Here is a 20,391-nt window from a genome sequence, read left to right on the forward strand (position 1 = left end):
TGTTATATGGGTTCATATATTCTGAAGCGACTTCTTTTAATCATTCCAACGTTGTTCATTATTTTATTGATCAACTTTGTGGTCGTGCAAATTGCGCCGGGTGGACCTGTAGAACAAGCAATCCATGAGGTAGAAAGTGGCGTAGGAGCAGGGCGGATATTAGGTACTGAAATGTACTATCAAGGTGCTAAAGGATTAAGCCCCGAAATGGTAGAGCAAATTAAAGCACAATACGGTTTTGACCATCCTCCAGTAGAACGTTTCTTGTTGATGTTAAAAGGTTATTTAACTCTAGACTTTGGACAAAGCTTTTTTAAAGATAAACCAGTAGTTGAGTTGCTTTGGGAAAAAATGCCTGTGTCGATTTCGCTTGGGCTATGGAGCACTTTGCTGATTTATCTTATTTCAATTCCGCTTGGTATTAAAAAAGCCAAACAACAAGGTTCTTGGTTTGATCGTTCTACTTCTCTATTACTTGTAGTAGGTTATGCGGTGCCAAGTTTTGTCTTTGCTATATTACTTATTGTTTTCTTTGCAGGTGGGTCATATTTTCACTGGTTTCCATTGCAAAACCTTGTGTCGGATAATTTTCATCAATTAAGTTTTTTTGAAAAAATTACAGACTACTTATGGCACATGACTTTGCCGCTTATTACCATGGTGTTAGGTGGTTTTGCGAGTCTAACCTATTTAACCAAATATTCATTTTTAGAAGAGCTTAATAAGCCTTATGTTTTGTCGGCCTACGCAAAAGGTTTAAATAGCCAGCAAGTTTTATATAAACATGTATTTCGTAATGCCATTTTAGTGGTGCTCACTGGATTACCAGAGGTTTTGGCTGGTATTTTCTTTGTGGGAAATCTTTTTATTGAAATTATTTTTCACCTAGATGGTGTCGGTTTATTAGGCTTTGAAGCCATTGTTCAGCGGGACTATCCGGTTATTTTTGGCGTATTATTTTTTTTCACGCTTTTTAGTCTGCTTTTACGACTTATTTGCGATGTGCTGTATCAATGGATTGATCCGCGTATTCACTTTGATGCACAAGGAGGCAAATAATGTCTTTGATTGTGCGGTCACGACTGCAAAAGTTTAGGAAACATAGACTTGGTTGGATAAGCTTTATCTTGTTTAGCCTTATTTTGATGATGTCCTTGGCTGCTGAACTCATTGCTAACGATAAACCATTGCTAGTGAAATATGGGGATGCTTATTATTTGCCTGTTTTTAAGGCATATCCCGAAACCACTTTTGGTGGTGTGTTTGAAACAGAAGCAGATTATAAAGACCCCGCTGTACAAGAGCTTATTAATCATAAAGGTTGGGCAATTTGGCCGCTCATTCAGTTTTCTTATCAGACACCTAATTTAGATTTAGCTGTACCTGTACCGTCGCCACCTTCCAAACAGAATTGGTTAGGAACAGATGACCAAGGGCGAGACGTACTGGCACGTATTCTTTATGGACTTAGAGTTTCATTATTTTTTGGTTTGGCTTTAACAGCTTGTGCAGCGTTACTTGGCATTTTTGTGGGGGCTATACAAGGCTACTATGGTGGCTGGGTCGATTTGCTAGGACAACGACTAGTAGAAGTCTGGAATGGTTTACCCATGCTGTTTATGGTCATGATTTTGGTCAGCATGTTTACCCCAAATGTATATTGGCTATTTTTTATTATGCTCTTCTTTAGCTGGACTGTGCTTGTGGGAATTGTCCGTGCTGAATTTCTAAAAGCGCGTCAACTTGACTATGTGCATGCAGCTCAGGCTTTGGGTGTAAATGATCGCGGAATTATTTTTAAGCACATTTTGCCAAATGCCATAAGCTCTAGCCTATCGCAATTACCTTTTATTTTGACCACCAATATTATTGCTTTAACCGCACTCGATTTCTTGGGCTATGGCTTACCGCCAGATGCGGCCTCTTTAGGTGAATTGTTGTTGCAAGGTAAAAATAACTTGGATGCACCTTGGTTGGCTTTATCAGGATTTTTTAGCCTTGCTTTTGTGTTGTCATTATTAATTTATATTGGGGAGGCTGCACGCGATGCATTTGACCCAAGAAAATAACTTAAGTGAAGATGCTACCTTGCTAAAAATAGAAAACCTTTCAATCTCTACGCAAGATCAGACTTTATTGGAGGGCCTCAATTTACACTTACGAGCTGGTGATACGCTTGCAATTGTAGGTGAAAGTGGTTCAGGTAAAACAATAAGCTGTTTGGCGATGATGGGGTTATTACCAGAAAAATTAAAAACATCTGGTCGTATTATTATTGATTCAAAAAATATTTTAGACGCAGACGAAAAGACAAGAACTTATTTACGTGGCCATCATATTGCCATGATTTTTCAGGAGCCTTCTACGGCTTTAAACCCATTGCATCAGGTTGAGAAAATTGTTGGTGAACATTTTATTTTACAAGGTTGGTCAAAATCGAAAGCTCAGTCGCAAGTGATTCAATTATTAAAAGATGTAGGAATCGCTAATCCTGAGCACATTTTAAAGCGTTATCCGCATGAGCTTTCTGGTGGTCAAAAGCAAAGGGTCATGATTGCGGCTGCGCTTGCACTTCAACCTAAACTTTTAATTGCAGATGAACCAACTACCGCGCTTGATGTCATTTTACAGACGCAAATTTTAGAGTTATTAAAGTCTTTGCAAACCAAATATGGCATGGCACTGATTTTAATTAGTCATAATTTGAATTTGGTGCGCCGTTATGCCAATGAACTCATTGTATTACACAAGGGGCAAGTTGTAGAGCAAGGTCAGCTTGAACAGATTTTTGAAAATCCAAGGTCAATTTATACTGAGCAATTGTTAGATCTTGATCTTGGTTTTGCTCAGCCACTTTCCTCCAGTCATAAAATTTTATCTGTTCAACAACTCAATGTTAAATACCCAATTCGGAGTGGTATCTTTAACCGAATTCAAAGTTATACCAATGCTATTGCAAATATAACTTTTGAGCTTACTCAAGGCGAAGCGTTAGGTGTTGTAGGTGAAAGTGGTTCAGGTAAAACCTCATTGGCTTTAGCGCTGGTTCGATTACTCAAAAGTGATGGGCAAATTATCTTTTTAGGGCAAGACATAAACCGCTTAGAACAAAAAGCTTTGCGTAAGATTAGGTCAGACGTACAAATTGTTTTCCAAGACCCATTTGGTAGCTTAAACCCGCGTATGACAGTAGGGCAGATTATTGCTGAAGGGTTAAAAGTCAAAGCGATAGCTGATCACGAGATTAAACAGCAAGTTGAATCTGCTTTGATAAAAGTTGAATTGGCTCAAGACTTTCAACATCGCTATCCACACGAGCTTTCGGGTGGACAACGTCAGCGCGTTGCTTTAGCGAGAGCTTTAGTGGTTCAACCTAAACTTTTAATTTTAGATGAGCCAACATCTGCCTTAGACCGAACCACGCAAAAAGCGATGATTCAATTATTGCGACGTTTACAACAAACAGAGCACCTAAGCTATATTTTTATTAGTCATGATTTAAATGTGGTCAAAGCACTGTGTCATAAAGTGATGGTATTGCGACATGCAAAAGTTGTGGAATATCAGCCGACTGAACAGTTATTTAATGATCCTCAAACTGAATATACCAAGCAATTAATTAGGGCGAGTCTTTAATTTATTTAAATAAGATTTTGTTTTATAAGCATAAATATTATTTAAATTTTTAATGCAAAAAGTTGCATTTCTCTATACTTTTTAAATTTGACATGTGCTATTGTCAGTTATCGATTTTTCCTTGACATGACCTATAACTCATCTAAATTAGAGTAATTACTCTAAAGTATTAAAAGAGGTTAACCATGAGCCAGATTGCACAACCAATCACAATTCGAAATACCACATTTAAAAACCGGATTATTAAAGGTGCAATGAGTGAGGCACTTGCAAACTATGAGGGACAGCCAAATGACTTACATCTAGGCCTGTACGGTGCATGGGCTAAAGGTGGTTTAGGCTGTGCGATTACTGGTAATGTGATGGTTAATTTCGAAGCCAAAAACGAACCAGGCGTGGTGGTGATTGAAACTGAGCGTGACCTAGAGCGTTTAAAAGAATGGGCAGCGGTCGGTAAACAATATGGAATGGTACAGCTCATTCAACTATCTCACCCAGGTCGTCAGTGCCCTAAAGGCTTAAATAAAGAAACAGTCGCACCTTCGGCAGTTCCTTTTAGTCCAGCTTTAGCGACGATGTTTGGCACTCCACGTGCGCTTACACATGAAGAAATTTTGGATATTATTAAACGCTTTGCAACAGCTGCCAGCATTTGTGAGAAAGCTGGTTTTGAAGGGGTACAGTTACATGGTGCACACGGCTATTTAATTAGCCAGTTTTTATCGCCATTAACCAATAAACGTACAGATCAGTGGGGTGGTTCAGTTGAAAACCGTACTCGCTTTTTACTAGAAGTTTATAAAGCGGTACGTGAAGCAACTTCAGAGAATTTTATTATTTCAGTTAAGCTCAACTCTGCCGACTTCCAGCGCGGTGGTATTAGCGAAGAAGATGTGATTTCGGTATTTAAAGCAGTTGATGAAGCAGGAATTGACTTAATTGAAATTTCAGGTGGTACTTATGAAGCACCTGCAATGGCTGGTGCTAAAGCCGATAAACGTAAAGCAAGTACCATTGCACGTGAAGCATACTTCTTAGACTTCGCTGAAAAAATCCGTCAGCATGTAAAATGTAAACTTATGGTGACAGGTGGCTTCCGTACTGTAGAAGGCATGAATGCTGCTCTGGCAAGTGGGGCATGCGACTTTATTGGTATTGCTCGTCCACTTGCTGTTGAAACAGATTTGACTGACCGTTTAATCGCAGGCCAAGATGTTCGCTATGCCGTAAAGCCAATTAAAACAGGTTTATCTTTTGTTGACAAAATGGCGATTATGGAAATTATTTGGTACGCAGCACAATTCAAAGCTATTGGGCAGGGCAAAAAACCAAATCCAAAACTATCGCCTTTAATTGTGTTTTTAAATTACGCGAAGGGCAATATTAAGGCCGTTGTTCAAGGGCGCGTGAATTCACGTAAATCTGCATAAATAAATTACCAAGCAATAGCCCAGTAAGTCTGAAACGTAGAAGCAGACCATTGACCTTTAATTAGAGCATTTTTAAAGGCCGGTCTGTTTTCTATTTGAGTCAGATAACGCTGTATATGTTTAAACTGGCTGTAATTTGGTGAGCAAGCCAATAACGGAAACCACATCAAAATATCAGCAGTAGTAAACTGATCTCCAGCAAACCATAAGTGGTGCTTTAAATGTTTATCGATCATGCTCATGTGTTGTTGTAATGATTGATTGAGATAACCTTGATCGAATCCATATTTTAAAAGTTTTGGAATGAAACGTACTGGAAAAGGCGTACGCTCAGCAATTTGTTGAAAGATTTGTTTGAGTACCAGATCGGGAATGAATGTTGCCTCACAGTAATTTTTCCAATAATAAAAATTTTGTAGTTGTTGGTTTCCTAAATTATTCTGTCCCAATTGTGGATGTAAATGAGAGAAATAATCTAGGATTGCTGAAGTTTCGGCCAAAATTGAAGATTGCTCGTGTTCAATAATTTCGAGGGTTGGAAATTTTGATAACTGATGCGGCGAGTTATTATTTTTGTCTTCGTCCGAATGATATTTAGTGATGAGTTCATAGTTGAGTCCTAATTCTTCTAAAAACCAAATAATGCGTTGAGAGCGTGAATTTTGTAAATGAAATAATCGAATTTGCATGTCATGTTCAAATTATACTTTTGATTTAATTTTAGTATAGGGTAGAAAAGAATTTAAGTATAATAAAATATTTATAAATCATAAATTTATAATGTTTTATATGAGAAAATAAAAGCCACTGTATTTTTAGACAGTGGCTTCTTTAATGACTAATCTCCTTAGTGAGATCTTATACGGTAAAAGGCTGATGCTTTGGTTCGTTATATTCTTAGTTTAGAACGTATAGCTCATACCTAATTGAACAGTACGTGATTCACCCGGATATGCATATAGATTGAAAGCGCTTTCATCATAAACTTTGTCAAAAAGATTTTTCAGATCTAAGTTAATACGAAGTTTTGGTGATGCTTGATAATAAGAAACCAAATCTGTAACTGCATAACCTTTCATGGTGTAGGTACTATTGGCCGTTTGACCTGCACGCTTATCAATATATTTTTGATTGATGCCTAAACCCAACCCTTGTAAAGGCCCATCCTGAAATTCATAGATATTTAAAAGATTAAAACTATTTTTTGGAATGTTGGCTAGAGTTGTTCCTTTTTGCAGGCTATTGTCCTTAGTTACTTCTGCATCTGTATAGGCATAGCCACCAATAATTTTCCAAGCAGGTGTAAGTTGACCAGCAATATTTAACTCAATACCTTGGCTACGAACTTTACCAGCAGTAACTTTGTAGGTTGAATCTACAGGATCTAGTGTTAAGACATTTTCTTTATTGGCGTAAAAAATAGCGGAATCAATTGATAACATATTATCAAGTGCTTGCCATTTAAAGCCTAACTCGTAAGCTAAGCCTTCTTCTGGGTCAAAGCCTTCTCCATTACGGTTAACACCAGTGTTAGGTTTAAAAGATTTCGCAGCATTGCTATAGATTGAAAGGTCGTCACTGGCTTTATAAACTAAACCTAAACGTGGAATAAACGCGTTATGACTGGTATTCCAATTCGCGGTATTCGGTAATAGGTTTTTGTAATCATGTTCGTAATGTTCAAAACGTAAACCTAATAGCGCGCTTAAACGCTCATTTAAATCGACTTGGTCTTGTACAAAAAGGGCAGTGGTTTTTAAGTTTTCACGGTCATGGGTCGTAATATTTTTAAGCTCAGGGAGAGGTTGGCCTAAAACTGGATCATAAATATTGATCGGGTAGTTATTTGACTTAGCATCTGAACGAATAATATATGACTTATAATCATAATTTTCATATTCAAGCCCTGTCACTAAAGTATGAGCTAGACCTAAAACTTGGAAATTACCTGTTAGATTAATTTGGGCATCGGTATCTTGCCATTTTAATTCGCGATAGTTGTAATTTCGGTTTAAAGTTTCGCCGTCATCTTGAATGCCATTTGCCTCTACCGCATAGCCATGTAACTTGCCATTTAAATATTGCACACCAGCATTGAGCTTCCAGTCATTACCAAGGTCGTGTTCGACTCGTAATTGAGTCATATTGTTGTCATTATATAGTCGGTTATTGTCTTTACCCGTTTCCCATAAATAAGTGTCTGGTGAACTAATAAAAGACTTCTGACCTGCATAGCGTGTTTGGCCACGATCAAGTGGATGCTGATTTCGTAAAATATCTGCTTCAAAAGTAACTTTGGTCGCGTCAGAAGCTTGCCATTGAATGACTGGAGCAATTCCGTAACGTTTTGATTCGACATGATCGCGATAACTATCACCGCCTTCTGCAATCACATTTAGACGATAACCAATGTTTTCTGCATTTGGTACAGCACCTGTCGTGTCTATCGTGGTGCGGTATAAACCTTCACTGTTAAGCTGAGCACCTAAAGTGGTTTGTTGTTCAGACTTTGGTGTTTTAGAAATTAAGTTAAACGTACCACCTGGGTCACCACGACCATATAAGCTAGAAGAGGGTCCACGTAAAACGTCTACACGTTCAATAGTATTGCTATCTGGAGCATTTGGATAGCCACGGTTGATAGGGAATCCATTGCGATAAAACTCACCGCTAGTGAATCCACGAAGATTAAAGCCTGTTAAACCTTGACCGCCAAAGTTATTAGCACGAGTAACACCACCAGCTAAATCAAGCGCTTCAATCAAACGTGTCGCGCCAATATCTTCAATTACTTTTTGAGTTACTACACTGACAGATTGTGGCGTATCTTTTAATGCGACTTCACTACGTGTTGCGCTACTCGAGCTATCAACTTTATAAGTTTGATCTGATGCCTGTTGGGCTTTAATTTTGATAGTGGCAAGAGTGGTTGAAGAAGTGTCAGTATCTGCAAAAGCAGATGAGATACAGCATAGTTGAGCAATACTCAGGGAGAGGATGCGAAGCTTAAGATCCATTTAAAACCTTGTTGATAATAAATATCAGTATAAAAATAAGAATTATTATAATGTAACTGTATGTAAAAGGAATATGGAATCAGTGATAAATTTGCACAAGTGTATTTTTTTTAATATAAATGACAAAAATTAAAAATATAGATTTAAAAAATTATAAATTAAAGTCTAAAATTGAGTATTAAATACAAAGAACAATAGCTTTTAAAATCATATAAATAATTGATAGTTGGCCGTTTTTAATTGTATTTTAAAATCAAAATAGTTTTTATACTTATTTAGGGGAAATTCGATGTTTGCGATAGTTGGCATATTTTTAATAGCCATAATGGTATTAGCGATTTTAAGTGTTTTAAAGAAAGGGGAAAGCAAAAATAGAAATGCAAAACGTAACCCAATCAAGGGAAAGCGTATCATTACTATGAATGAACAACCTACTTTTATGAAACTAAAGGAAGCTTTGCCTGAATATACTATTTTGGCGCAAGTCGCTTTCAGTGCTTTTATGACAGCGCAAGGATACGCGACGCGTAATTTATTTAATCGAAAAGTTGCTGATTTTGTTGTGTTGGATAAAGCATTTAATATCGTTGCTATTGTTGAACTAGATGATTCTAGCCACAAAGGGAAAGAAAAGTTCGATGCAGAGCGAGATACTTTAATTCAAGAAGCAGGTTTTAAAGTCATACGTTATAAACGAACACCAGAACTGGCACAAATACATCGTGATTTTAATATTACATCAAGTTCATTAGCTCAAGTTTCAATAGAACCAGATTTAACAAAAACAAAGTTAGTAGCTGATGCAATAATTATTGAGAAAGATGATCCAACTATGCAACCTGCACAACACATTGATGAAGTAAAGTTGAAGTCTTGATTTTGAAAATAAGAAATTTATCTCATGGATGAAATTTGAAGTGAGATAAAATAATTTGAAGCGATGATTCTTTATAGAAAGAATATGGCGTCCCTACGGGGATTCGAACCCCGGTTACCGCCGTGAAAGGGCGATGTCCTAGGCCTCTAGACGATAGGGACGTTGAGGATGGCGGTATCTTAAGAAGCCGCCACTAAACTGTCAAGTAGGTAAGGAGACAGTTTGTTCAAAATATAGCAAAACAGTTCAGCAGTCTTCTGAGTATCGTATAAAGCAGAGTGTGCTTCTTTACCATCGAACTCAATTCCAGCTTGAATACATGCTTTAGCAAGCACGGTTTGTCCAAACATAACTGCACTTAAAGTAACCGTATCCATGACTGAAAAACTATGAAATGGGTTTTGGTTTTTCGTGCTTGTACGTGCAATTGCTGCTTGTAAAAAACCAAGGTCAAAATGCGCGTTATGACCTACAAGTACTGCATGAGTACAATGTTGCTGTTTACGAACTTCATTGACTGATTTAAAAATACGACGTAGCGCAGTTCTCTCGTCTTCAGCCATTGCTATACGCATTGGGTTGAATGGATCAATACCAATAAAGTCGAGCGAACGGCGATCGAGGTTTGCACCTTCAAACGGGTTAATATGTGCATGAAATGCAGGACCAGGGACAAATTGTCCCTGAGCATCATACACAATTGGAATGCACGCGATTTCTAGCAATGCATCTGTCTGGGCATTAAAACCTGCCGTTTCAACATCGACAACAACAGGTAAGAAGCCACGAAAACGTTGGCCAATGACCGGGACAGAATTTTCTTGTGTCACACTTTTCTCCATTGCAGCGTTTTCCCGGCATGCAGCGGGATAATTTTCTGATCATCTAAATAATCAAAAGATTCGGGAACGAGGTTGTCTTCTTTAACCAAAGTAATGGTAGAAGTATTACGTGGTAGACCGTAGAAGTCTGCACCAAAGTGGCTTGCAAAACCTTCTAAACGCTCTAATTTACCCACTTGATCAAAAGCTTGTGCATAAAGCTCAATTGCATTAGGAGCACTATAGCAGCCTGCACAGCCACAAGCATTCTCTTTTGCATTTTGTGCATGAGGGGCACTGTCTGTACCTAAGAAAAACTTAGGATTACCGCTTGTCGCAACTTCAAGTAAAGTCGTTTGATGTGTTTGACGTTTTAAAATTGGTAAGCAGTAAAAGTGCGGTTTAACACCACCAACCAACATATCATTACGGTTAAATAATAAATGCTGAGGAGTAATTGTTGCTGCAACATTACGGTCTTGTTCTAAAACAAAATGTGCTGCATCACTTGTCGTAATGTGTTCAAGCACAACTTTAAGTTTCGGGAACTGTTTCAATAATGGTGATAATACCTCATCTAGAAAGCGTTTTTCACGATCAAAAATATCTACATGATTGTGAGTCACTTCACCATGAAGCAATAACGGCACTTGATGCTCTTCTAATTGCTCAATGACTGCATAAACTTTGCGAATATCACTCACACCATTGTCTGAGTTTGTTGTCGCACCAGCAGGGTAAAGTTTAATTGCATTTACATGTTCTGATTCTTTAATTTTACGAACTTCATCTGGTGAAGTGTGATCAGTAAAATAAAGCACCATGCGAGGGTCAAAATTATTGCCTTCTGGAACATGCGCAAGAATACGTTCGCGATAAGCTAAAGCTTCATCTACTGTTTTTACAGGCGGTACAAGGTTAGGCATACAAATCGCGCGAGCGAACTGTTTAGCCAAATCTGGAACAGTACGTTTTAATGCTAAACCATCACGTAAATGTGCATGCCAATCATCTGGCTGGAGCAGGGTAATAGAGTTCAAGGCAGTTCAAACTTCGAAATAAAACAAATGATAATCGATAAAGTGTGAAAATGGTAACGAGAATTACGGACAAATGGCAAAATAAAGCACAGGGAGCTTTAAAAAATAATGTTATATTTTGTTAACGCGGAATATGTGGGAATCGACTAGTGGCAAATAGGGGGAATGTACATCAATTACTCAAATCTAAAGAAGAAATCGAGTATTTGGTTACTCTACATACCCATCGTTATGCCAATATGCCTTTGCCAAAACAACTTGAAAAAAAATTCTGGCTTTTAAATCTCGATCGAACTCGGCAAAACATCTCAAAATTTTTAGCAAGTGGTGTACTCACTTATATCATTTTTATTTTACTGGTGTTGCCCACAGACTACTTTGTAATCGGGGTGCCTTATATAACTTTAGATTTCGTCTACTGTTTGTTAAGTGCAATGAATATTGCATTTGCACTTTTAGTATTTTGGGTATTTGCTAGGTTTAAAAAACTCTCTAAGCATTTTTATTTTGCTGCCTGTAGCATTGTTTTTTTATCAATTATTACAAGTGCCATGCTGTTGCTTAGTGTTGGAAATATGGCTCTTAAAAATCAGTCGATGTTGCTTCTTTCATTTTTATATATGCTTGGGTTTATTTTGAGCGGCATAAAACCTTTGCATATGCTTTATGTTGGCTTATCGGCGGCAATATTGGTTTTTGTGTTACTCATTTTATTAAATGTGAACTGTGACTATATTGCACTTGGGCGTGCTTTGTTTGGTAGTTGTATTTTGGGTTTTTCTATAAGTACCATGCTTATCTCAAGAGAGCGCAGTCTTTTTTTAAGTAATCAGCTTGCTGAAATTAATGAACAAATTTTACGTATTGAAGCATCTGAATTGCTTCAATTGAGCCAGCAAGATGCGCTGACTCAAATTTCAAACCGTCGTACTTTTGACGAAATGTTTGATTTTTACTATTACCGTGCGAATCAAGAAAAGCGTCCTTTAGCTGTCTTATTTATTGATATTGATTTTTTTAAAAACTATAACGATTTTTATGGGCATCAGATGGGGGATAAAGTTATTTCATCTATTGCTTCTGCAATCAAAAATTCAATTCGCCATGTCGACTTTGTTGCACGCTATGGAGGTGAAGAGTTTGTCGTACTTTTACCTGAAACACCAGCACAGGGTGCTTATTCAGTGGCAGCAAATATTTATAAAGCGATAGAACGCCAAGCTATTCCGCATGCTGCTTCCTTAGTCTCGAAATATGTCACCATTAGTCTAGGTTTTACTGTATATACAGGTGGGCTAAAAATGGGGCAAGATGAATTAATTCATGCCGCAGATCAGGCTTTATATCGAGCAAAGCAGCTTGGTCGTAACCAAATTTATTATCAACCTTTACAAATCGTAGAAACTATCTGACTTAATTTTAAATATAGAAAAGCCACCTATAGAGGTGGCTTTTTTGACGTCATAAGAAAATTATTTTTTCTTACTGTCTAATTGAGGAATAGCAGAACCTTGACCGATTGAAAGTAAACCAGCATCTGTATAGATACCAAGTTTTGCACGTGTATCGGTAATATCGAGATTACGCATAGTCAACTGACCAATACGGTCCATTGGCGTAAACATTGAATCGCCTTTTTCCATTGTTAAACGTTCAGCTTCGTACGTTAAGTTTGGAGATTCAGTGTTCATGATGGTGTAGTCATTACCACGACGAAGTTCAAGCGTCACTTCACCAGTAATCGCTTTAGCAACCCAACGTTGTGCAGTTTCACGCAACATAAGTGCTTGAGAGTCGAACCAACGACCTTGGTAAAGTAAACGACCTAAACGTAAACCATTAATACGGTATTGTTCGATCGTATCTTCGTTATGAATACCAGTAACCAAACGCTCGTAAGCAATATGAAGAAGGGCCATACCCGGTGCTTCATAAATACCACGAGATTTCGCTTCGATAATACGGTTTTCGATTTGGTCAGACATACCTAAACCATGGCGACCACCAATACGGTTTGCTTCAAGAATAAGTTCAACTGGATTGTTAAAAGTTTGACCGTTTAACGCAACAGGTACACCTTCTTCAAAACGTACAGTGACTTCTTCTGGTTTGATTTCAACTTCTTCTTTCCAGAAAGCAACGCCCATAATTGGGTCAACGATTTTGATACCAGCATTTAGGTATTCAAGATCTTTTGCTTCGTGAGTCGCGCCCAACATGTTTGAGTCAGTTGAATACGCTTTTTCTTTTGACATTTTGTAGTCAAAACCGTTATCGATGAGGAACTGTGACATTTCTGCACGACCACCAAGCTCATCAATAAAGTTTTGATCTAACCAAGGCTTATAAATTTTAAGATTTGGGTTAGTCAACAAACCATAACGATAGAAACGTTCAATATCGTTACCTTTATAAGTTGAACCGTCACCCCAGATGTTTACGTCATCTTCTTTCATTGCAGTAACGAGCATAGTACCTGTTACTGCGCGACCGAGTGGAGTCGTATTGAAATAAGGAACGCCACCTGTACTGATATGGAATGCACCACACTGAATTGCAGCAATACCTTCAAGCGCCAATTGTAAGCGGCAGTCAATTAAGCGAGCTTTTACAGCGCCATATTGTTCTGCTTTCTTTGGAATTGCATCGTAGTCATCTTCATCTGGCTGGCCTAAGTTTGCAGTGTATGCATAAGGCTCAGCGCCTTTTTGTTTCATCCACAATAAAGCAGCTGAAGTGTCTAGACCACCGGAGAAGGCAATCCCAACTTTTTTGCCTACTGGTACATGCTGCAAGATAGTTGCATTATCAGTCATTGCTAATCCTAACATTTATGAAAAAGACCCCGTTGAGGTGGTCTCGAGAATTCTGAATGGCGGCTATTGTAGCACTATTCATGGTGCTTTTTTGGCAAAAAAAGCATTAATTCACTTGTTATGATTGGTATTTATTATTTGAAGAAAACATAGGATTGTCTCCTTTATATATAGATTGACCATAATCTCGGATAAAAAATAATTCTTGGTCATCCAAAATCGTTAAAAAAGTATTAAAGTACTATGCAACAAGTTGCAAAAAAATATTGGGACGCAGCATGACAAGTTACGCCAATTTATTAAAACCATTACATTTGGGCTTCACTACCATTAAAAACCGTGTAGTCATGGGTTCTATGCATACGGGACTTGAAGATCGTTTTTTTAACTACCCAAAACTGGCCGCTTATTTTGAAGAACGTGCCAAAGGTGGGGTTGGTCTGATTGTAACAGGAGGTATTTCTCCGAACCGTCAAGGCTGGTTGGCTCCAGCTGGCGGTACTATGAATAGCTTATTTGATATTCCTCAGCATCGCTTAGTGACTCACGCTGTCCATAAACATGGTTCAAAAATTTTAATGCAAATTTTGCATGCAGGACGTTATGGTTATCAGCCATTTGTTGTGTCTTCAACAGCAATTAAATCGCCAATTTCACCCTTTAAACCGCGTCAACTTTCTGAAAAAAATATTCTCAGCACCATTGAAGACTATGCACAGTGCGCTGACATTGCCAAAAAAGCAGGTTATGATGGCGTCGAAATCATGGGGTCAGAAGGATATCTGATTAACCAGTTTTTAAGTCGCCATGTAAACCAGCGTACTGACCGTTGGGGCGGTGAAATCGAAAACCGTATGCGCTTTCCGGTTGAAATAGTCAAAGCAATTCGTGCAAAAGTAGGCGAAAAATTTATTATTTGCTTCCGTTTATCGCTACTCGACCTTGTGCATGACGGTAATACCATGCAAGAAGTGGTGACTGTTGCTAAAGCTTTAGAAAAAGCGGGTGTTACGTTACTAAATACGGGTATTGGTTGGCATGAAGCACGTGTACCAACTATTGTAACCTCTGTACCTCGTGCAGCGTTTGTCGATTATACAGCTCATGTAAAACAACATATTTCAATTCCAGTCATTGCATCTAACCGTATTAATATGCCTGAAACTGCCGAAGAGATTTTGGCGAAAGGCAAGGCAGACATGATTCAAATGGCTCGCCCTTTATTAGCCGATGCTTTTTAGGTAAATAAAACTGCGACCAACCGTGTAGATGAAATTAATACGTGTATTGCTTGTAACCAAGCGTGTTTAGATCATGCATTTAAAAATAAACGTGTGTCTTGTTTAGTGAACCCACGTGCAGGCCATGAAACAGAACTGGTCTATTTAAAGACTAAACAGCCAAAACGTATTGCCGTTGTAGGTGGTGGTGTTGCAGGTATGTCTGCTGCAACTGTGGCGGCAAGCCGTGGCCATGCAGTGACTTTGTTTGAAGCCAATAAAGATGTGGGTGGTCAGTTTAACTTTGCCAAGGTTGTACCGGGTAAAGAGGAATTCCACGAGACGATTCGCTACTTTAAAGTACAGCTTCAAAAAACAGGTGTAGACGTACGTTTAAACACTCGTGTAAATCGTGAGCAACTTGAACGTGAAGGTTTTGATGAAGTTATTGTTGCGACTGGTGTAGTGCCACGTGCTTTAAAAATTGAAGGAAGTAATGCTCCACAAGTTCTTTCCTATGCTCAAGTTTTGCAAGGTGCAGAAGTGGGACAAAAAGTTGCAGTGATTGGGGCAGGTGGTATTGGTTTTGATGTATCAGAGTTCTTACTTAAACCACCACATCAGCCACAGCCTCAACCTTTGGCTGAATGGCAACGTGAATGGGGTGTAGATCCAGATCCGAACTATATTTCTGAAGGTGGTATGCAACCACCAGTAGTTGAACCAGCAATCCGCGAGATTTATTTACTGCAACGTAAAACAACACCGCTCGGTATTGGTCTTGGTAAGACTTCGGGGTGGGTACATCGCGCTCAGCTTAAAAAGCATGGTGTACGCATGTTGCGTGGTGTGCAATATAAAGCTGTTACCGATGAAGGACTGTGGATTGAGCATAATGGTCAAGACCAGCTTTTACGCGTAGACACTGTTGTGGTGTGTGCAGGTCAAGAATCGGTAAAAGACTTGATGCCAAAAGAAGGCGAGTCGACTATAGCAAACTACTATATTATTGGTGGTGCAAAGCTTGCAGCAGAGCTAGATGCGAAGCGTGCGATCAAAGAAGGAGCAGAATTAGCTGCTCAACTGTAAAATTGATGAAACAATATGCACTTGAACACAAAGCGATGATATTTTTCTTGAATAAAATGAATAAGCTTTGTATTCTTACGCACATGGAAGCGTGGCAGAGCGGTTTAATGCACCGGTCTTGAAAACCGACGAGGGTGTGAGTCCTCCGTGAGTTCGAATCTCACCGCTTCCGCCAAAATTCTTAAAAAGCCCTTGTTTTTACAAGGGCTTATTTTTTATCTATGCTTTTACCCCTCAAAATACCCCACATCAAAATGTAGATGCATTAATCCTTGTTGATACGTTATTAGACTGATATAGAAATGAGTATGCTCTTCAGAGTGAGGTCTTAAACTCTTACCCCTACGTCAAACTCTCTTCGTAATGCTCTTTTTAAGTAGGTTGGATAGTACCTTTAAATCAATGTTTGTATAAAATTTATATCACGGATCTAAATTCCTCTAATGCTGAGGGAATTTCAAAAGTCACGTTGTTGAATCACACATTCATTTTTCTGCTCATTCTAAGAAATTACACCATCTATAGAAGTTATTGTCGCGTCTCATAGGTGGGAGAAGCTGTGTCAGTGCATCAGACCTGTCATTAAAAATCTATTTCCATGAAACCATAATTTATTATTTGGAATAATAGCTTTAACTTATTGGATTTGATTTGCAATTTCATTGGATTAGACTTGCAAATTTATTGGAATTTTAATCATTATTTTTTGTTTGTTTAGGTCTTATCGCTTTTAAATACGTTGCTTTTACTATTATAGTAGGTGTTTATGCATGTACTTTTTAAAGACTAGCATGTTTTATTTTACAGATGAGTTAATTGTATTGAATGAATAGGTGGGTGATGTGCATACTGACAGGCCAAAACACGCTGATAATCAACCTGTGAGTTACGATTCAGGTGTGAATTTGATTAGCAACGAAGATATTTTCCGTCTCTTGAAAAAAAGACATGACCACAGATGGGCAAACTATAAAGGTTGTGGCAACGAGATTTATGAGGGCATCTTTTACGAAACAATATGTCTATTGGAAAATCTGGAACGTCAGCTTGGTTTGGTTTACAACAGAGCCTATCCTACACGGGATGATTTTTTGATTGCGCTAGAACATGGTGATCAACAAAGATTAAATCAGATCATAAAGTTCTATGAAGAGTTGCGTGTTGAGCGTGGCCTAATTAAATATGCGCAGCAAACGCACTTTTTTAGTAAGAATGTACAAGCCTATATTGCGTACCTTAAGAGGTATCCTGATTCTCTTTTTTGGAAAAAGGGGGATGAGTGGCAAGTTAAAACATTTCCCCATGAAGCTATTTTTGATTTCTTCGAGATATATTTGGGTAGATTACATGTAGGGCAGACTGAGCCAACAACTTCGACTATGGGGCTGGTAATAGAAAATCCGTCTGAGTCAGATGAAATAAGCCAACAACAAAAACTTGCTGAATCGGAAAATATTGAAAAGACTGATCGCGTAGCAGTAGCACCTCTTACCGAAAGGTTAACTCAGGATGTTTATAAGCAATTTGATGAAGGGCTAAGACAATTTAACGAGTTTCTAGCAAGACACAAGTCTTTACGTGTGATGTGTTTTGAGATCACCTTGACGCCACAAGAGGCTACAATTGGGGAAAAGCGGCGTGCTTTGGATAGGAAGCGAATCGAATTATCAGGCTGTTTTAACCTATTGATAGAAAGGTATGGGTTGCTTGCTAAGTATTCGCGTATTGAGATGGGAATCAATTCAAGCCTTGTTTTGCAGTGGGTACTATTGTTTAAAGGCCATGATCCTTTGGATACAGGAAGGGTGCGAGCTAGTATTCAACAAGAATTAGAATTACAGATGGCTGGTCATTCTTATTGGAATACTCAGCCATTTAAAGTTGGTGTACAAGATTTGGGGTGTTTGTTTCATTCATTGGATTCTGGATACAAAGATGTCATTAAGGCGCGTTCTAAGTCAGAAAGAAAGGCATTTGAATATTGGGTACTTGGCTACTTATATTGTGTTGATTATTTCCTTAAGCCTAATCTCTTATGCATAGCTGATAGCCCTTATGTGGATAGGCATTATGAATATTCTGTTTTTTTTAGAGAAGGACCTTCTGTTAATAATCAGAGTGTCAATCATCGGAGACATCAGACCAAAACGGACATTGAAGGAATTTATGATTTTATTGATTTGGACTTCAGTGCTGAAAGTAAGCAGATTTGGAAAAACAATAACTTACCGAAACATGCCAAGGACGACTTAAAGTTGTTAGCATTACTTTATTCACAATATAAAAAGAAGATGCCTATAGAGTGGAGAGAGAAAGAGAACTTTGTACAGTTATTAGTGTCTATTGAACATTTCATGCGGTTGATCCAGCACAACCCAGTTCAGGCATTGATTGAAGAATATTTGCCACAAAGTCAGATTGAAAAATCTCCATTGAAATGTTTATCACAGCAAGCAAAACAGTATTTGCATATTGGACAGCAGTTAAAGCAACTTGGTCTTAGCTTAAAAGAACAAATAGCAGACCTAGCTTTTGTTGGATGGCGAGTAAGACTTTTTCTACAACTGTTTATAAAGAATCCATGGGGTTTTCAAATCAATAGGGATGGAATGGCTGATTTGAAATCTTGCCTAGACCGTTTCAAAGATTTAGAGCATTACCGAGTTGGTGATGTAAAAGAAAGGTCATCCTTTTTTGAAATTGAGAAAGAGGAAGCTATCAGTGTCAAACGCAATCAAGCTAAAGCAAAGGACTATTTAAACAAAGCAATCATCCAAGATGTGTTTGCTTTTCGGTTGGTGTTTTCCTATCAACCGAATAAAGCATTTACCGCAGAGGACAACATTACTGCATTTAATACGTTGCTCACGGATTTTTTAAAAAATCTGAAGCGTACCAGAAAAATAAGTGGCGAGAGTCTAGTTGCTTATATTGGTACACGCATATTTATAGACAAAGTGTTGAATGCTGATATTACATTGATTTTTAGTGCCCAGACCTTATCCGATTATGATGAACAAAAAAATAAAGAATGCATTAAGCAAACTAGAGCAAAAGTAATTGAATACTGGCGGAAGTACCTTTCCATAAAAGAGTTGAAGATCGATGAAAGAAAAAAAGCATCAACAGTAAAAGAGTTGAAGATAGATGAAAGAAAAAAGGCATCAACAGTAAAAGAGTTGAAGATAGATGAAAGAAAAAAAGCATCAACGGTACAACAATTATATCTTATAGTGTTTAAAGATGAGAATCTCAGAGTTAGTCAAAGGGATATGATTACATCATTACCTAGATCGGTAGATTTGATACACATCAAGCATCATGACAGTACAACATTAAGATCTTTCAAATCTGAGCTTGCTGATTTTTATTCGGGGCATGGACTATTGTGCAAATGGAAATCAGACATACTAGAAAATCTTACCTCGAGTGGCGAAGGCCATAGTAGTAGAAGCATGGATCAGTTTTTGAAAGGGCATGTGACTTCTACAAAAAGTAAGCCTTTAAAACCTAAACAGGCAACTACTTTAGCTCAGTCAAAGATTGAAGAAGCTACGAGTATTGATGAAGAACAGGTTGATAACAAGGAACAAGTTGTTTCCATGGAGGAATTGAGATCTAAATTCACTCAACAGGTTCTTGATACGTTAGAGAACACTAAGTATGACATCTAGAAAGAAATGAAGAGGGAAAATAGTATTGAGCCTGAAACTGAAATCTTGATATTAATTTACAGAACTCCCTGATTATTCGAGCGAAATCAGCTCAGTCTAATCATTGAGGAGAGTTCAGAATGAATACATTTGTTGGTGAAACCTTTACCATGCATCAAATTATCAGTTTAAAGCAAGTTGTGTTCTTTACAGGTATTAGCCGAGCCACTATTTACAAACTTATAAACTCTAAAATGAACTGTTATGACCCTACGTTTCCAAAGCCAGTACATTTAACAACTGGTCGGGTTGGTTGGTCTGCTTTAGAAGTCCATCAGTGGATTGAAAGCAAGTTGAACAATCGCTGAAGATATGGGAGCTTAGGCTCCCTTAATTTTTATGCTCTTCAAGCTATATTTAATAAGCTTGTTTCGTCTCTCATATTCATACAACGTATATTTTAGCATCGGATAACTTGACATAAAGTAAGCAACTCATCATAGAGGAAAAACTACCACTACATCATTTATGGGTATATGAACATATCGATCAGATTGGGAAAATCATATTGCATATATCAGGTATGGATTAGGTGTAATGACTTAGTTAATACCACCAATACATTCTAGTTAATACATACCAACATATTCAATATCCAATCTCTAAATCATAGCCTATATCCATAACCCTATTATCTATCTACTTAAAACCTATTAACCTCTCACCTTATTAAATAACCATATCACTTCACCATGATCTTAAAACCTTTAGGTAATTAATAACATCATAGCC

The 20,391-nt window shown here is 37.9% G+C and carries 13 protein-coding genes, 2 tRNA genes and 1 pseudogene; 10 read left to right on the forward strand and 6 right to left on the reverse strand.

What is annotated here, in order from left to right:
• Nucleotides 1-6: 6 nt before the first annotated feature.
• From yejB to MSG95_RS10385, 4 genes are all read left to right on the forward strand, one after another.
• Entirely contained in the window at nucleotides 7-1,059 is a 1,053-nt protein-coding gene (gene yejB / locus MSG95_RS10370) for a microcin C ABC transporter permease YejB (protein WP_077164760.1), read from the forward strand.
• The gene (locus MSG95_RS10375; protein ID WP_077164759.1) at nucleotides 1,059-2,069 is read left to right on the forward strand and encodes an ABC transporter permease; all 1,011 of its coding nucleotides are present in this window, start codon (nucleotides 1,059-1,061) and stop codon (nucleotides 2,067-2,069) included. The genes yejB and MSG95_RS10375 overlap by 1 nt, the downstream gene beginning before the upstream one ends.
• Entirely contained in the window at nucleotides 2,047-3,636 is a 1,590-nt protein-coding gene (locus tag MSG95_RS10380) for an ABC transporter ATP-binding protein (RefSeq protein WP_077164758.1), read from the forward strand. The genes MSG95_RS10375 and MSG95_RS10380 overlap by 23 nt, the downstream gene beginning before the upstream one ends.
• A gap of 185 nt (nucleotides 3,637-3,821) precedes the next feature.
• Nucleotides 3,822-5,066, forward strand: a complete 1,245-nt coding sequence (locus MSG95_RS10385; RefSeq protein ID WP_077164757.1) for an NADH:flavin oxidoreductase/NADH oxidase family protein — start codon at nucleotides 3,822-3,824, stop codon at nucleotides 5,064-5,066.
• 5 nt (nucleotides 5,067-5,071) lie between these two features.
• Here MSG95_RS10385 and MSG95_RS10390 read toward each other — a convergent pair whose 3' ends face one another.
• Complete coding sequence (locus tag MSG95_RS10390) at nucleotides 5,072-5,755, reverse strand: glutathione S-transferase N-terminal domain-containing protein (RefSeq protein WP_077164756.1); 684 nt, start codon at nucleotides 5,753-5,755, stop codon at nucleotides 5,072-5,074.
• A gap of 213 nt (nucleotides 5,756-5,968) precedes the next feature.
• Complete coding sequence (locus tag MSG95_RS10395; protein ID WP_077162655.1) at nucleotides 5,969-8,083, reverse strand: TonB-dependent siderophore receptor; 2,115 nt, start codon at nucleotides 8,081-8,083, stop codon at nucleotides 5,969-5,971.
• Between the two features lie 289 nt (nucleotides 8,084-8,372).
• Here MSG95_RS10395 and MSG95_RS10400 point away from each other — a divergent pair, with 289 nt between their 5' ends.
• A complete protein-coding gene (locus MSG95_RS10400) occupies nucleotides 8,373-8,960 on the forward strand; it encodes a DUF2726 domain-containing protein (protein WP_077162654.1) in 588 nt (195 codons plus the stop codon).
• An 85-nt stretch (nucleotides 8,961-9,045) separates the two neighbouring features.
• Here MSG95_RS10400 and MSG95_RS10405 read toward each other — a convergent pair.
• The 3 genes from MSG95_RS10405 to pyrC all read right to left on the reverse strand — a co-directional run bounded on the left by MSG95_RS10405 (nucleotide 9,046) and on the right by pyrC (nucleotide 10,821).
• Nucleotides 9,046-9,121 (reverse strand) — tRNA-Glu (locus tag MSG95_RS10405).
• Between the two features lie 18 nt (nucleotides 9,122-9,139).
• Nucleotides 9,140-9,802, reverse strand: coding sequence for a ribonuclease T (gene rnt, locus MSG95_RS10410; protein ID WP_004702976.1), 663 nt, complete (start codon nucleotides 9,800-9,802; stop codon nucleotides 9,140-9,142).
• The gene (gene pyrC, locus MSG95_RS10415) at nucleotides 9,787-10,821 is read right to left on the reverse strand and encodes a dihydroorotase (protein WP_039250233.1); all 1,035 of its coding nucleotides are present in this window, start codon (nucleotides 10,819-10,821) and stop codon (nucleotides 9,787-9,789) included. The genes rnt and pyrC overlap by 16 nt, the downstream gene beginning before the upstream one ends.
• Before the next feature lie 149 nt (nucleotides 10,822-10,970).
• Here pyrC and MSG95_RS10420 point away from each other — a divergent pair, with 149 nt between their 5' ends.
• Complete coding sequence (locus MSG95_RS10420; RefSeq protein ID WP_077164754.1) at nucleotides 10,971-12,233, forward strand: diguanylate cyclase; 1,263 nt, start codon at nucleotides 10,971-10,973, stop codon at nucleotides 12,231-12,233.
• A gap of 60 nt (nucleotides 12,234-12,293) precedes the next feature.
• Here the strand turns inward: MSG95_RS10420 and argG are convergent, their stop codons facing one another.
• On the reverse strand, nucleotides 12,294-13,652 hold the full coding sequence (gene argG / locus MSG95_RS10425; protein WP_086496291.1) for an argininosuccinate synthase: 1,359 nt from the start codon (nucleotides 13,650-13,652) through the stop codon (nucleotides 12,294-12,296).
• Between the two features lie 263 nt (nucleotides 13,653-13,915).
• Here argG and MSG95_RS10430 point away from each other — a divergent pair.
• The 4 genes and pseudogenes from MSG95_RS10430 (at nucleotide 13,916) to MSG95_RS10445 (ending at nucleotide 19,967) form a co-directional block, all read left to right on the forward strand.
• Nucleotides 13,916-15,946 (forward strand): annotated as a pseudogene (locus MSG95_RS10430) (FAD-dependent oxidoreductase).
• An 85-nt stretch (nucleotides 15,947-16,031) separates the two neighbouring features.
• Nucleotides 16,032-16,121, forward strand: a tRNA-Ser gene (locus MSG95_RS10435).
• A gap of 667 nt (nucleotides 16,122-16,788) precedes the next feature.
• On the forward strand, nucleotides 16,789-19,620 hold the full coding sequence (locus tag MSG95_RS10440; protein ID WP_159064709.1) for a hypothetical protein: 2,832 nt from the start codon (nucleotides 16,789-16,791) through the stop codon (nucleotides 19,618-19,620).
• A 119-nt stretch (nucleotides 19,621-19,739) separates the two neighbouring features.
• The gene (locus tag MSG95_RS10445; RefSeq protein WP_031980577.1) at nucleotides 19,740-19,967 is read left to right on the forward strand and encodes a helix-turn-helix transcriptional regulator; all 228 of its coding nucleotides are present in this window, start codon (nucleotides 19,740-19,742) and stop codon (nucleotides 19,965-19,967) included.
• Nucleotides 19,968-20,391 lie beyond the last annotated feature (424 nt).

It is taken from the genome of Acinetobacter sp. IK23 (genome assembly GCF_035615275.1).
Lineage (GTDB): Bacteria > Pseudomonadota > Gammaproteobacteria > Pseudomonadales > Moraxellaceae > Acinetobacter > Acinetobacter seifertii.

Coding starts and splice junctions, on each gene's coding strand:
- yejB (WP_077164760.1), top strand. CDS start 7: ATGGGTTCATATATTCTGAAGCGACTTCTTTTAATCATTCCAACGTTG.
- MSG95_RS10375 (WP_077164759.1), top strand. CDS start 1,059: ATGTCTTTGATTGTGCGGTCACGACTGCAAAAGTTTAGGAAACATAGA.
- MSG95_RS10380 (WP_077164758.1), top strand. CDS start 2,047: ATGCATTTGACCCAAGAAAATAACTTAAGTGAAGATGCTACCTTGCTA.
- MSG95_RS10385 (WP_077164757.1), top strand. CDS start 3,822: ATGAGCCAGATTGCACAACCAATCACAATTCGAAATACCACATTTAAA.
- MSG95_RS10390 (WP_077164756.1), bottom strand. CDS start 5,755: ATGCAAATTCGATTATTTCATTTACAAAATTCACGCTCTCAACGCATT.
- MSG95_RS10395 (WP_077162655.1), bottom strand. CDS start 8,083: ATGGATCTTAAGCTTCGCATCCTCTCCCTGAGTATTGCTCAACTATGC.
- MSG95_RS10400 (WP_077162654.1), top strand. CDS start 8,373: ATGTTTGCGATAGTTGGCATATTTTTAATAGCCATAATGGTATTAGCG.
- rnt (WP_004702976.1), bottom strand. CDS start 9,802: ATGGAGAAAAGTGTGACACAAGAAAATTCTGTCCCGGTCATTGGCCAA.
- argG (WP_086496291.1), bottom strand. CDS start 13,652: ATGTTAGGATTAGCAATGACTGATAATGCAACTATCTTGCAGCATGTA.
- MSG95_RS10445 (WP_031980577.1), top strand. CDS start 19,740: ATGAATACATTTGTTGGTGAAACCTTTACCATGCATCAAATTATCAGT.